This window comes from Paenibacillus sp. FSL H7-0442, assembly GCF_038593105.1.
GTDB lineage: Bacteria > Bacillota > Bacilli > Paenibacillales > Paenibacillaceae > Paenibacillus > Paenibacillus polymyxa_D.
Genome location: NZ_CP151963.1, coordinates 5152743 through 5168069 on the forward strand (window position 1 = coordinate 5152743; position 15327 = coordinate 5168069).

Below are 15327 nucleotides of genomic sequence, written 5' to 3' on the forward strand. Positions count from 1 at the left end.
ATTAACACATTCAAAGGTGGGCATCTCACTGCAAAGGCGAACGCTGACGCTTCTCCAGATTCAAATCCTTCACTTCGCTACCGACCGCCGTAAAGTCAAACGACTTATAGATAATCGGCTCAGGTATGTGAGCCGAGTCAAGAGCTGAATTAACTGACAAGCAAGCTAAGACCCGCTTGCTTGTCATAATTATAGAAATAGGGACAATCTTCTCAAGAAAAAAATATTCAAACTGATCCTCCAACAAAAACACTATAAGCTGAAAACATCAGTGCATCCCCTGTATGGCACAAAATGGCCGACGGTCAGTGGTTGAACTGCCGCCTGCCATTATATGCACTGCAGGGAATAGTGTATCTCAAGACTCTCCCTTAATTTCAATCCGTTATTTTCTACGCGGACGCGAAGGAGCGGATTTCTTTTTAGGAGCAGCTGGTTCACCACTCGTCGAGATTTTGTCTTCGTCGATGACAGCCTGACGCTCTTGATTGGATTCAATTTGTGCTTTCATGATGTATGTCGCTACTTCCTCTTGGATGCTAGCAATCATAGCATGGAACATTTCGAAGCCTTCAAATTGATACTCGCGCAGAGGATCGGTACCGCCGTAAGCACGCAAGTGAATACCTTGACGCAATTGATCCATAGCATCAATATGGTCCATCCATTTGCTATCGACCGCACGCAGTACGATAACTTTCTCGAACTCGCGTACCATATCTTCGCCAATCATTTCTTCACGGCTGTGGTATCTGTTGGTAACTTTTTCGAAGATCATATCCACGATCTCCTCTTTTTCCTTGCCCCACAGGTCGTCACGTGTAAGTGTATTTTCCTCAAGCAGGTTGTTATTCACATACTCTGCTACTTCTTCAAGTTCCCAGTTTTCAGGAATGTCATCCCCGCAATGAGCTTCCACTACACGCTCAATGACAGGCTTGATCATGTCAAACACAATTTCCTTGATGTTCTCTGATTCCAGCACCTCACGGCGTTGTTTGTAAATAATAGCACGCTGCTGGTTCATTACATCATCATACTGGAGAACGACTTTACGCTGATCAAAGTTGTTGCCTTCGACGCGTTTTTGAGCTGATTCGATAGCACGTGTAATCATACGGCTCTCGATAGGTTGGTCTTCCTCGAAGCCCAAACGCTCCATCATATTCAGTACGTTGTCCGCACCAAAACGCTTCATTAACTCATCGCCCAGCGATAAGTAAAACTGTGTGGAGCCCGGATCACCCTGACGTCCTGCACGTCCGCGAAGCTGATTATCAATACGACGGGATTCATGACGTTCTGTACCGATGATGTGCAAACCACCAAGTTCTGATACGCCTTCACCCAGTACGATGTCAGTACCACGTCCGGCCATGTTGGTAGCGATGGTAACTGCGCCTGCTTCACCTGCACGGGAAATAATCTCAGCTTCCTCAGCATGATACTTGGCGTTAAGCACTTTGTGACGAACGCCTTTGCGTTTCAGCATTTCAGAAAGAAGCTCCGAGTTTTCAATAGAAACCGTACCTACTAATATCGGCTGGTTCTTTTTGTTACGCTCCAGGATTTCATCTACCACAGCATGGAATTTGCCTTTCACGCTCTTGTACACTATGTCAGGCATATCTACACGCTGGTTAGGCTTATTCGTCGGAATTTGGAGCACTTCCAGACCATATATTTTTTTGAATTCTTCTTCTTCTGTTTTAGCTGTACCCGTCATACCCGCCAATTTGCGGTACATACGGAAATAGTTTTGGAATGTAATTGTCGCCAATGTCATGCTTTCATTTTGTACAATGATGTTTTCCTTTGCTTCAATAGCTTGATGCAAACCATCACTGTAACGACGTCCAGCCATCAAACGACCTGTAAACTCATCGACAATTAGGACTTCACCGTCAGCCACGACATAGTCCACATCCAAACGCATAATAGCATTAGCTTTCAATGCCTGTACAATGTGGTGATTGATTGTAACACTTTCCTGATCGTACAAGTTTTCAAGACCAAAGAAATTTTCAGCTTTGGATACGCCGTTTTCGGTCAAAGCAACCGACTTCACCTTAATATCCAGCGTGTAATCTTCTTCAACATTCAGGCTCTTCACAAAACGGTCAGCCGCAAAATACAGCTCGGTCGATTTCTGAGCTTGTCCTGAAATAATCAATGGTGTACGAGCTTCATCGACGAGAATGGAATCCACTTCATCAATGATACAGAAGTACAACGGACGTTGTACCATCTGCTCTTTGTAAAGCACCATATTATCACGCAGATAATCGAATCCGAACTCGTTGTTTGTACCGTATGTGATGTCACAAGCATATGCTGCCTGCTTGGCGGCATGATCCATGTTGGCCAAATTAAGCCCTACGGACATTCCTAGGAAGTTATAAATTTGTCCCATTTCTCCGCTGTCACGTTGCGCCAAATAGTCATTGACCGTAACCACGTGCACGCCTTTGCCCAACAGAGCATTCAAATAAACCGGCAGTGTTCCTACCAGTGTTTTACCTTCACCGGTTTTCATTTCGGCAATTTTACCTTCATGCAGCGCAATACCGCCGAGCATCTGTACGTCATAATGACGTTTACCCAGCACCCGTTTGGACGCTTCGCGAACAGTAGCAAAAGCTTCTGGCAAAATTTCTTCAGCCGTAGTCCCTTGTTCGACCCGAGCTTTAAATTCCACCGTCTTCGCTTGCAACTCCTCATCCGAGAGCTTTTCGAAATCCGGCTCTATCTTATTGATCAGTTCAACCGTCTTCATTAAACGCTTGACATCACGTTCATTGGTATCTCCGAAGATTTTCTTAACAATTCCTAGCATGGTTTACCCCTTTCGCGCAAAACAATTAATAGAATCAATTTCACAATAAGAAAGGGTCCATGATGAAATTGATTCCCGATATGTTTGACAGGCCCGGCTGTACCAGCCCATCGTGCGATGTTCTTTGCATAAATTGTAACAGTTTGTAGGACATGCCGCAACACAAGCAGCCTCCAGATTTGCATCCGGTTAAAGATACCAAAACAATTGACGCACGAAATACACAACTTGATTACACTTATCCAAGTTTAAATTTCCTTACTTTCACAAAAAAACATATAAAAGAGCCTTATCCCGCCAGGTTCGCAAGGATAAGGCTCGTGTTGTTTTCATTTTCCTAATATCCATGAAGCATGCTTCAATCGAAATCGTTCTATTCATTTTAAAATGTGAAAAGTTCCTACTTCACAGGCTATTGCCGTTCGATCAGACCGTATTTACCATCATTGCGCTTGTAAACTACGTTAACTTCTTCGTTGTCAATATTGGAAAACACAAAGAAATTATGTCCAACCATGTTCATTTGAAGAATAGCTTCTTCCACATCCATAGGTTTCAATAAGAAACGCTTGGTGCGGACAACTTCCAGCTCATCCAGTTCTGCATCTTCAGCAACAGCCACGCCACCTGCCGGATCTTCCACAAAAAGGGTTTTCAAACTGCCTTCTTGACGGAATTTTCGGTTTAGCTTGGTTTTGTGCTTGCGAATTTGCCGTTCAAGCTTGTCTACCACGGCATCAATGGATGCATACATGTCATCGCTCTCGTCTTCGGCACGGAGTACAAGCCCCGGCAAAGGAATGGTTACTTCTACAGTGTGCAAATCTCTGGTTGTGCTTAACGTTACACTTCCATCAGACGTCGGGGGTGCATCGAAATACTTTTCAAGTCTGCTGAATTTCTTATCAACGTAGTCCTTCAAAGCGTCGGTAACCTCGATCTGTTGACCTCGTACTGTTAAGTTCATAGGGCACGCCTCCTTTGCTCCTTCAGTATAGCACATATGTTAACGCCAAGTAAAAAAAGAGACCAACATTTCGAAGCTATTTTACAAAATCCCTCTTTTTTCGCTAAAACGCTTCCCATAACGTCATTCTTTGAAAACAGGTATGTTTAAAATCGACTTGCATACATATGTGAATAATGAGTGCATATACGAATATTGCTCCGCTGACGTCATGACAAACAACTATTTTGGGCTTCATGCTAAGCGATTTTATCGAAAAAGGGGGTGTCCCTTTCCCGCTGGACAGGTACATGGACTTGTGCGGTATGCAAGGCCTGGTTACAACCCAGACAATTTATACGAAAGGATTATTACACCCAGCCTAGCTGGCTCTTCCTATACGGAGATCTCAAGATAACAGATTTGGAAGAGATGGAAAGTAGGAAGCTAATCCATGGCTTTTATTCAGCGTTACGTAACGAACCAGACGGGGGCTGTCACCTTTATAGGGAATACACTTGGGCTGGCACGTTCTAACTCGGTAGGAGTGCCGGGAACAGCGACCAGCATTGGCGCTTTCATCACAACCAATACAGCCTCTCGCTTCGGCACGTATCCATTTGGCACGACTTCTACCTTTACCAGTAACTCATCGACAGCATTCCTTGTGCTCCCTGCGGGCAGTACAGTGCTGTATGCTGAGCTTATTTGGGGAGGAAGTTATGCCAACGGCAGCACCAATGTATTGTCCAGCGCCAGTAACCCGGTCACATTTCAGACACCTGCTTTATCTACCACGGTCAGCCCTGAATCTGCAACATCAGTCAACGTCACCAGTATCAGTACCTATGTGAGAACAGCGAATGTCACAAATCTGGTCATTCAAGGCGGCGCAGGGGCATACACGGTCGGAAATGTGACGGGCACCATCACGGTTCCTGATTCCACCAATACCAACCATGCCGGCTGGACGCTCGCTGTGGTGTACAATAACCCATCTCTGCCCTTCCGTAACCTGTCGCTGCGTGTAGGCGGTGAGGGGGTCAGCAGTGCTACTGGCTCAGTCAACGTTGTAGTGAGTGGCTTTGCCACGCCTGTACAGGGGACTTTGCGCGGTAGGGCGCTGATTAGCGCCCAAGAAGGTGACGTGGACATTACTGGTGACCGTGCGTTGTTTGGACCTACCACATCCAGTTTGACTGCGCTGTCTGGGCCTAATAATTTTTCAACTAATTTTTTCGCTTCCCAAATAAATGGAGACGACGGTACATTGGTCACGACCGGGACCTTCGGAACAACTAATGCCGTAAATGGCTCACCTGGAACGCAGGTGACAGGCGGACGGCAAGGCTGGGACATTACCAATGTCGATATTTCCTCCACGCTACTCAACAGCCAGACCACGGGTGTCCTTCAGCTGACAACCAATGGCGATATTTACACTGTAAATGCCAACGCCATTCAAATTGATATCAATGCTCCGCTGGTGACTCTGACCAAAACGGCCAGCTCTACGGGCTTGGTTATTGGCGATACAGTGACCTATACGGTTAACATTTCGAATACGGGGCTCGTTAGTGCTTCCAACACAGTACTTACCGATACCATACCAGCCGGGGCTACCTTCGTACCCGGCAGTGTTGTTGTCGCGGGCACAGCCCAGCCAACAGCTAATCCCACTACAGGTATCACAGTGGGTAGTGTAGCTCCTGCTTCCACGGTGACCATTACATTCCGGGCAACCGTCACTTCATTGCCAGCAAACACCCAGCTGGGCAATCAAGCATCAGCATCCTTTTCCTTCCAAACCGTACCTGGAGGACCTGTCATTTCCGGCAACGTTCCGTCCAACACTGCGAGCACACCGATCTACCAGCCTGTCATCGGTATTGTTAAAAGTGCCAATACAACGGCTGCTACAGTTGGAGATACGATTACGTACACGTTTCAGATATCCAACACGGGCAGCATTGCTGCAAATCTCAGCTTTTCGGAGAGCATTCCCACCGGATCATCCTTCATAGCCGGTAGTGTGACCATTGGCGGTTCTTCCGTGCCTGCTGCCAATCCCGCTACTGGCTTTTCAGTAGGAACAATTAATACAGGTGCTACTATACCCGTGACCTTCCAGACCCTGGTCAATGTGGTTCCCGCCTCTGGTAATTTGACCGATCAGGCGGCTTACACGTATACCTTCACACCACCTGACGGACGTGTATTGAACGGAAGCGGGACGTCCAACACGCTCACCATTCCCGTCTCCTCACCAAATGTGACCGTGACAAAGGCCTCTTCTCTGGCAGCAGCCGCAGTCGGAGAGACTGTTCAGTTTACCCTAACCGCCACAAACAACGGAATCGCCAATGTGACCAATGTAGTCGTTACCGATCCGCTGCCAAACGGAGTTGCCTTTGTACCTGGCAGCGTCACTGTGAACGGAACTGCTTCTGCGAGTGCTACACCTGTGAACGGCATTCCGATCGGCACTTTAGCTCCAGGCGCATCGGTTACGGTTGTATTCCGGGCAGCCATTAATTCTCTGCCTTCTCCTGCACAGATCAACAATCGTGCAACTGTCAGCTTCACTTCCGGGGCCTTTACCGGATCATCTTTGTCCAATCTTGTAACCATACCAGTCGTTATTGCAGCCCCGACGATTACCAAAAGCGCAAGCTCCAACCGTGCCAGTGTTGGCGGGACGATTACTTATTCATTTCTCATCGCTAATACCGGAGCAGCCGTATTAAACACGACCTTGACGGAAACCGTACCGACAGGCTCCACCTTTATTCCCGGAAGCGTCATTGTCGGCGGATCCTCAGTGCCAGGCGCCAATCCTAATACGGGAATTTCAGTGGGCACCGTAAACCCTGGTGCACAAATTACAGTCTCATTCCGGACGACAGTAGATTCCCTACCACCCGGGGGTGGATTAAACGATCAGGGCCTGCTCCAATATTCATATCAGTTGCAAGACGGAAGAACCCTCTCGGGCTCGCTTTTTTCCAATATTGTTTCCGTATCGATTTCGCTTCCCAACGTAGCCGTAACCAAGTCTGCGGGATTCACATCCGTTAGTGTTGGCGAAACGCTGACCTACAGCGTGAACGCCGTTAATAACGGAATTGACCCCATCACAAACACCGTGATTACCGATCCACTCCCCGGCAGCGTGTCATTTGTACCCGGAAGCGTAACCGTTGGTGGTTCACCTGTGAGCACAGTCGATCCAAGAAGTGGCATTCCAGTCGGTACCATTGGCGCAGGCGCATCCGTGCAGGTGTCCTATGCCGTGCTAGTCAACGCCGTTCCGTCCGTACAGCCGCTGCAAAACACAGCCAGTGTCAGCTTCACCAGCGGTGCTTTTACCGGAACATCCCAGACGAATACCGTCTCTGTGCCGGTTTATCAGCCTCGTATCAGTGTGGTCAAATCTGCAAATACAACAGTAGCTACGATAGGCGACACAATTCTGTATACATTGTTGGTCGCGAACAACGGTAACTATAATGCTTCTGTAACGCTGACAGATGTTATTCCTGCCGGTTCCACATTTATGGAGAACAGCGTAGTAATCAATGGTGTTAGTCAGCCTGGAGCCAGTCCAGCAGCAGGCATTTTCATCGGAACCGTGTCGCCGCAAAGCCCTATCACACTGACATTTCAAACCGTAGTAGCCTCTCTTCCAACACCATCTCAACTGACAGACCAGGCCACCGCCGCCATTTCCTTTACGTTGCCTGATGGGCGGGTGCGAACAGATAGCACATCGTCCAACGTGCTATCCATTCCTGTGTCTGCGCCGAATGTGTCCATTTCGAAGACTGCAAACCGTTTCACCGCCATTCCAGGTGATTCGGTATTATACACCCTGACCGTACTTAACAACGGAATCCAGACCGTGAACAATGTGGTCGTTTCCGATCCTATCCCGGCCGGCTCTCAATTCACTGCGGGTAGCGTAACGCTGAATGGCTCCACAATAGCCAGTGGAGATCCTTCTTTAGGTATCGTAATTGGGAGCATTGCCGCTGGAGGGGGAGCTACGATCACCTTCAGGGTAACGGTATCCTCTCCATTACCAAGTCCACCGCAGCTCACCAATCAATCGCGTGTCAGCTACACGAGCGGTGCTTTTTCCGGCGTGTCAGTATCTAACCCGGTGACAGTAGCCGTCAATGCTCCAGTGCTAACTGTAAGTAAAACTGCTGACCTCCTACGGGCAACGGTTGGCGATATCGTAACGTATTCCGTGGCGGTAACCAACCATGGTAACATAGCTGCTGCTGCCACATTGACAGACAATATTCCCGCAGGCTCAGCACTAGTACCGAACAGTGTGGTCGTCAGCGGTGTTCCTATTCCTGGTACCAGTCCCGAAGCAGGTCTGTCTATTGGCTCCATTGCACCTGGAGCCGTAACTCAAACAACTTTTCAGGTGGTGATTACTTCCGTGCCTTTACCTCCCCAACTCACCGACCAGGCGAATATCAGCTTTTCCTTTCAACCGCCGGATGGCCGGATTGTTAACGGCAATGTTTCGTCCAATATTGTCACAATTCCTGTATCGTCACCCAATGTGCAGGTCAGTAAAAGCACCTCGGCAACTGATGCCGTTCCTGGTGATACGATAACCTATACTATTACAGCTACCAATAGTGGCATCGAAATCATAACAGATGTTCGTGTGACCGATACCATTCCGACAGGCTCCTCTTTTGTTCCTGGCTCCGTTATCGTAAATGGAACAACGCTGCCGTCAGCCAGCCCCTTAACGGGGATTCCAATTGGCTCCATCGCTGCTGGAGCGTCAACAACCGTTACCTTTTCCGTGTCTGTCAACAGCCTGCCTGACCCACCTCAGCTGAGTGATCAGGCTACAGTTTCTTTTACCAGTGGTACACTGAACTTCACATCACTCTCCAACACCGTTGTCGTCCCTGTTTACCAGCCTATTATCAGTCTTGTTAAAACCGCAAATACGAGTCAAGCAACGGTAGGCGACACCGTAGTCTATACACTCACTGCCCAAAATACAGGTAATCTAGCAGCAACCGCCACCTTCACCGATGCCATTCCATCTGGTTCCTCCTTTATACCGAATAGCGTCACCGTGAACGGTCTGCCTGTTGCTGGAGCCAATCCCCAATCAGGGGTAATAGTCGGAAACATTGCAGCGGGGGCTTCTGTTTCTCTTACCTTTCAAGTGGTCATTAACGCTGTCCCCACTGGCCTGGGCCTGTTAAATCAAGGTTCGGCCACATTCACTTTCCAGCCACCTGACGGTCGCACATTAAACGGAAGCGTCCAATCCAATCCGGTGTTCATTCCTGTATCCAATCCAGATGTCACCGTGACCAAAACAGTCAATCAGACTTCTGTAGCCTTTGGAGACACCATTACGTACACCATTACCGCAGCAAACGGAGGCATTGAACCTGTAACAGGGACGGTCTTTATCGACCCGATAGCTGATGGCACTACTTTTATACCTAACTCCGTACAAGTCAACGGTATCACTATACCAGGAGCCAACATTGCTACAGGTGTGTCCGTAGGCACTGTTCCAGCTGGCAGCTCAGCAACGGTTACCTTCCAGGCCACAGTAACATCCTTGCCAGCATCAGGTTTGTCAACAGATCAGGCAACGGTATCCTTTAATTCCGGGGCTTTTGTAGGTCAATCCGTCTCGAATCAAGTCAGCCTGCCTGTATTACAGCCGATCTTGAATGTGACCAATACCCTCAGTGCGGATCGTGCTACCGTAGGGAATACACTTGGTTTTTTCATCACTGTAACCAATACCGGCAACGCGCCTGCAGAAACGGTCGTGCTTGATCTGTTATCCAGCTCGCTTAGCCTGAATCAAAATAGCGTATTGGTCAACGGTGCGCCCATTCCCGGAGCGGACCCTATTACAGGCATCAATATCGGTTCAATCGCACCAGGCGCGACGGTAACCGTCTCGTTTAGCGCCGTGGTCATATCAGTACCACCTGGCTCTATACTGACCAACCAGGCCACTGTGAACTACACGTTCCAATTGCCAGATGGACGAACGTTGACTGGAAGCGGAGCAGCCCTGCCTGTATCCATTCCAATCTCGTCACCGAATGTAACAGTCACAAAGGCAGCCGAGGTGGCTGTCGCTGTCGTGGGCGATTCTGTCCCATATGTCATAACTGCGTTCAATAACGGACTCGATCCGGTTACTAGCGTAATCGTTACGGACACCATTCCTTTCGGAACCGCCTTTGTCCCGGGCAGCGTTACAATTAATGGTACTCCTGTTGTTACAGCCAACCCACAAAATGGCATTCCTGTCGGAACGCTTGGAGCTGGTGGCGGAGCCACGATTCGCTTTTTGCTTAACGTACAATCCCTGCCGACACCGGCGTCCATCACTAATGAAGCAACCGTCAGCTTTACTTCAGGTGCATTTAATGGATTTTCGGTATCCAATCCCGTTACCATCCCTGTGTATCAACCGATCGTCACTGTAACTAAAAGCGCGGGAGCGGGAAGAGCTACAGTTGGAGATACTGTAACCTATACATTCTCCGTTACGAACTCTGGAAACATCGGTGCAGATACCGTACTTAGTGATCCCATCCCGGCAGGGGCTGCTTTTATACCTAATAGTGTAGTGATCAATGGCACCGCCGCACCTGGTTCAGATCCAAGTGTTGGGATTCCATTAGGTATCATAGGTGCAGCTACGACCGTTACTCTGACCTTTCAGACAGTCATTACCTCACTGCCCGCATCAGGTACATTGGTCAATCAGGCGACCGCAGCTTACAGCTATCAACCTCCAGATGGTCGTGTCCTGACTGGAAGTGCAGTATCTCCGTCCGTGACCGTCCCTGTCTCTTCGCCGGATGTGGACGTTACCAAAACAGCCTCTGCTACGGATGCCGTAGTCGGAGATACCATTACGTATACTGTCGTCGCTACGAATAACGGAATCAGTCAAGTCGTCAATGCCGTTGTATCTGATCAGCTGCCGCCCGGCACCAGCTTTGTTTCTGGCAGTGTAACCGTGAATGGCACATCTGTACCTACTGCATCACCAAGCTCAGGTATCCCTGTTGGCACCATTGCAGTAGGTGGCTCGGCAGCCGTTACATTCCAGGTCTCCGTCGTTAGTCTGCCGCAGCCGCCGCAAATAACTAATCAAGCAACCGTCAGCTTTACTTCGGGCGCGTTGACCTCGTCTTCGCAATCCGATCCGGTGACCTTGCCTGTTTATCAGCCAATCATCGGCCTGACCAAAACCGTCAATACCGTCAATACACAGATCGGATCAACATTGGTCTATACCCTGACACTCACCAATACCGGAAATATTGCCGTTATACCTGTGCTGTCGGATAACATTCCTACTGGCTCTGAGCTACTGCCTAACAGCGTAGTCGTTAATGGCATCCTTGTACCAGGAGCTTCGCCAGTTACAGGCATAACGTTCGGATCACTGGCCCCTTCAGGCAGTATTACAGTGAGCTTCCAAACCATCGTCTCGTCTCTGCCAGTTCCGCCTATATTAACCGACCAAGGGCAAGCGAATTTTACGTACTCACCACCAGATGGTAGGGTGCTGAGTGGTTCCGTCACATCCAATACAGTCAATGTTGCTGTGTCTGCACCTAATATTCAGGTGACGAAAACATCCAGTCTGGCAGCCGCTGTAATCGGAGATACGATCAGATATACACTGAGCATCACGAATAGCGGTGTGGATTCAGTCACAGATACTGTCGTGACCGATACAATTCCTGCAGGTACCTCCTTCGTTCCGGGCAGTGTCCTCATCGACGGAGTAGCCTTCCCTAATGCCTCTCCGATTGCTGGAATTGCCATTGGAAACGTCGCACCTGGAAATACATTCGTCGTCAGTTTCCAAACGACTGTCCAGTCTTTGCCGCAGCCACCCCTGCTCACAGATATTGCAGCCGTCACGTTTACTAGCGGAACGTTCACTGGCACTGCCTTTTCCGATCCACTCATCGTACCTGTGTTCCAACCGCTAATTGCAATTACTAAAGCATCCAGCACTCTTAACGCCTCCGTCGGCGATACACTGACGTACACGATTACGGCCGTAAATAGCGGCAATATTGCAGCAGCGCTTACCATCAGCGATAACATCCCGATCGGATCGACTTTCCTTGCCAACAGTGTCAGCATTGCTGGCAGTCCGCAACCTGGATTGTCCATCGAAACGGGCGTTCCCGTTGGATCCGTGTTGCCAGGCGGAACGGTATCCGTAACGTTCCAAACCGTTATCAATACTCTGCCTAATCCACAGGTACTGGTCGATCAGGCATCAGGCTCATTCACTTTCCAACCACCAGATGGCAGAACAGTATCCGGATCTGCGGTATCCAACACAGTTAGTATCTCTGTATCTTCGCCAGATGTGAGCATTGTCAAAGGAACAGCAGCTACAGACGCCATTGTCGGCGATATCATCACCTATACCTTGGCCGTTTCCAACAATGGAATCAGTACCGCCAATAATATAGTGGTTTCAGATATCATTGCAGCAGGAAGCTCCTTTGTGAATGGCAGTGTTACTGTAAATGGAACCTCCTTCCCTGATGGAAATCCTGGATTTGGTATTGCCATCGGTACGCTCGCTCCAGGAGCTGTTACTACCGTTACGTTCCAGGCTCGAGTTGATTTCTTGCCCACATCGGCACAATTAACCAATCAGGCATCCGTTAGCTTTACCAGCGGGGCATTTACTGGCAGTTCAACATCTAATGTGGTAACTATTCCAGTCTTCCAGCCGATTCTGACAGCAGTCAAAACAAGCAATACTAATAATGCCACCGTCGGAGACATCATCACTTATACGATTGTCGTATCCAACACGGGTAACATTGCAGCCTCAACTACAGTAAGCGACAATATTCCAGACGGCTCTGTATTCCTTCCCAACACCGTCTCGATTAATGGCATTGCAGCTCCCGGTGCAAGCCCGGTTTCCGGCATCCCGACTCCAGCCATACCACCAGGACAATCGGCAACTGTCACTTTCCAAGTGCTGGTATCTTCCATCCCTGCAACCGTACTGCTGGTTGATCAGGCCGAGGTAGACTATCGCTTTAATGCACCAAATGGGCGAGAGGCAGGCGGTTTCCGTTTATCCAACATTGTTGAGGTTGCCGTGTCACCGCTAGACATCACATTAAGTAAAAGCGTAAGCTCACCTTTCGCCACTACTGGCGAAACCTTAACGTATGAACTCGTGATCTTCAACGAGGATACAAATACCGTGCAAGATGCCCGTTTGCTGGATACTTTGCCAGAAGACATCGAGTTTATTACAGGTTCAGTTCAGATTAATGGATCTACGGTAACAGAAAGCGATCCCGGCACCGGTATACCTTTGCCACCGTTAGAAGCGAATTCCAAGACTGTCATATCCTTTGATGTCCGTATCACAGCGACAGAACAGCCAGGACCACGTACGAATCAGGCACGCTTGTTACTCTCAAATGGTGAAGAAGCGAGTGCCGTTTTGTCCAATGCTGTCACCATTGCCTTACTTCAGCCTGTAGTGAAACTGACGAAAATAGCCAGCACGGAGAGCGTACAGCCAGGTCAAAGCATCACCTATTCCATCATTGCAGAAAATACTGGGAATATCGGTGCATTTGGCTTGTTAACGGACTCACTGCCATCGGAGCTTTCTTTTGTTTCTGGCTCTGTTTCGGTTAATGGAATCCCTCAATATGGCGTCAGTCCAGGGCAAGGCATTGCCCTAGGCACTATCGCACCAGGAGAAAAGACGACTACCGTCTTCTCCGCGCTTGTCGTTCGTGCCTCCGAGTCTGGCACACTGGTGAATCAAGCTTCGCTGGCTTACTCCTACCAGCTGCCGGACGGACGAAGCACGAATCTGGTAACTGCTTCACCTTCTGTCTCGGTTAAAGTAGCCCCTACTGCTAAAGGAGCCTTGTCAGCCGTGCTACGCACAACAGTGTCTACTGTCGCATTAGGCGATGCTGTGCCTTATCAGTTGACTCTTGTTAATGATGGAGGCTCGGTCATTACCGATGTAGTGTTAGCCGATTACGTACCGAATGGAACCATCATAAACCCGAGTAGCTTGAGAATTAGCGGTTCTCCACCTGCTTCTAGCAAGCCGGGTGAACCATTATTTATCGGCAGCTTGCAGGCAGGACAGACAATTGATGTATCCTACAGCGTGAACGTTCAGTCTCTGCCTCTCGGAGGACGTCTAAACAATAGCGTGCGGCTTCAATATGCTGGCAGTGACGGTGCTAGCGAGGTTACCAGCAATACCGTGACTATAGCTGTTTTCGATCCACAGCTTGCCGCAAGTATCTCCACGGAAAATACGGAGGCCATCGCAGGAGAAAGTCTTACCTATACGGTACTGCTCAACAACTTCGGCAACGTAACATCCGAAGTTACACTGCAAAATTTCATTCCTGCCGGGACTCTGTTGATTCCTGACAGCATACAGTTGAACGGTCAATCACTGTCGGGAGCCGATCCAACTATCGGTGTTAGCCTAGGGTATGTGGAACCAGGACAGTCATTGACATTGACTTATCAAGTGACCGTATCGGAGACGCCTCCATCTGGCTACATCGTAAATCAAGCTGCCTTTGCCTACTCGTTTACGCTACCTGGAGGAAGAGTCGTATCAGGGACATTGACTACCAAAGCCGTTACGATCCCAATTGTATCCCCACTGCTCGAATTAGTTAAAAAGGTGAACACCACAGATGCCTCTGTAGGCGACACACTCACCTTCACCATTCAGATTACTAACAAAGGGGGGATCTCTGCACAATATCCGTTGTTCACGGACCCGTTGCCGCATGGACTCATTTATGTACCCAACAGCCTAACTATCCAAGAAAAAGCACAGCCAGGTGCTAATCCCGCCGCAGGTATCACGCTCCCGGATATTGCACCAGGGGAGACGCTCACCCTTACGCTTCAGACGCAAATTCGTGAAGCACCTGCGGATGGAACATTCAGCAACCAGGCCATCATCGAATATACCTCACGTCGTAGTGGAGGAGAGACCATCCAGGAAACCTCCCAGACCAACACCGTTGGCGTGACCGTTATGGCAGCCATTCCTAAACTCACGCTTAGCTCCAGCGCTCTGCGTGTCGGCCAAGAAGATACCCTGTCTTTCACCGTCCATGTGGAAAACATCGGCAATACCCCGCTGGAAGAGCTCTTGCTCACTGCACCATTTGCAGCCGAAGATTTCATTTTGCTGCGAACGGTCACCGTGAATTCTGTGCCGCTTCCGCATCCTAACCTGCTCCAAGATATACCGTTAGGTCGGCTTGACCCAGACCACAAAGCCGTCATCGTATTCTCTTTCGACATCGAATCTGCGCTCCGTGCGTATCTGATCGCCCAAGTTATTCTGCGCTATCAATTCCGTTATCCAGACGGAAGCGTAGAGAATCAATCTGCCTCCTCCAATACCATTTTTGTGGAGATGGCTGACTTTGATGGTTCTCTAGAGTAAAAGTTCTATTGTGTT

At 49.0% G+C, this 15327-nt stretch carries 4 protein-coding genes; 1 reads left to right on the forward strand and 3 read right to left on the reverse strand.

The window, feature by feature from the left end; all coding sequences use genetic code 11:
• Positions 1–25: 25 nt before the first annotated feature.
• The 3 genes from MHH57_RS22780 to raiA all read right to left on the reverse strand — a co-directional run bounded on the left by MHH57_RS22780 (position 26) and on the right by raiA (position 3803).
• Positions 26–244 carry a hypothetical protein gene (locus tag MHH57_RS22780; protein WP_342434551.1) on the reverse strand — a complete coding sequence of 73 codons (219 nt, stop codon included), beginning with the start codon at positions 242–244 and terminating at the stop codon, positions 26–28.
• A 141-nt stretch (positions 245–385) separates the two neighbouring features.
• The gene (secA, locus tag MHH57_RS22785; protein WP_039271459.1) at positions 386–2836 is read right to left on the reverse strand and encodes a preprotein translocase subunit SecA; all 2451 of its coding nucleotides are present in this window, start codon (positions 2834–2836) and stop codon (positions 386–388) included.
• Positions 2837–3248: 412 nt separating this feature from the next.
• Positions 3249–3803 carry a ribosome-associated translation inhibitor RaiA gene (raiA, locus tag MHH57_RS22790; protein WP_029514571.1) on the reverse strand — a complete coding sequence of 185 codons (555 nt, stop codon included), beginning with the start codon at positions 3801–3803 and terminating at the stop codon, positions 3249–3251.
• Between the two features lie 433 nt (positions 3804–4236).
• Between raiA and MHH57_RS22795 the strand changes: the two genes are divergently transcribed.
• The gene (locus MHH57_RS22795) at positions 4237–15312 is read left to right on the forward strand and encodes an adhesin (protein WP_342434552.1); all 11076 of its coding nucleotides are present in this window, start codon (positions 4237–4239) and stop codon (positions 15310–15312) included.
• Positions 15313–15327: the final 15 nt, after the last annotated feature.

What these genes read in the sequence shown, in the direction of transcription:
- secA (WP_039271459.1), bottom strand. Translation starts at nt 2,836, where the DNA reads ATGCTAGGAATTGTTAAGAAAATCTTCGGAGATACCAATGAACGTGAT.
- raiA (WP_029514571.1), bottom strand. Translation starts at nt 3,803, where the DNA reads ATGAACTTAACAGTACGAGGTCAACAGATCGAGGTTACCGACGCTTTG.
- MHH57_RS22795 (WP_342434552.1), top strand. Translation starts at nt 4,237, where the DNA reads ATGGCTTTTATTCAGCGTTACGTAACGAACCAGACGGGGGCTGTCACC.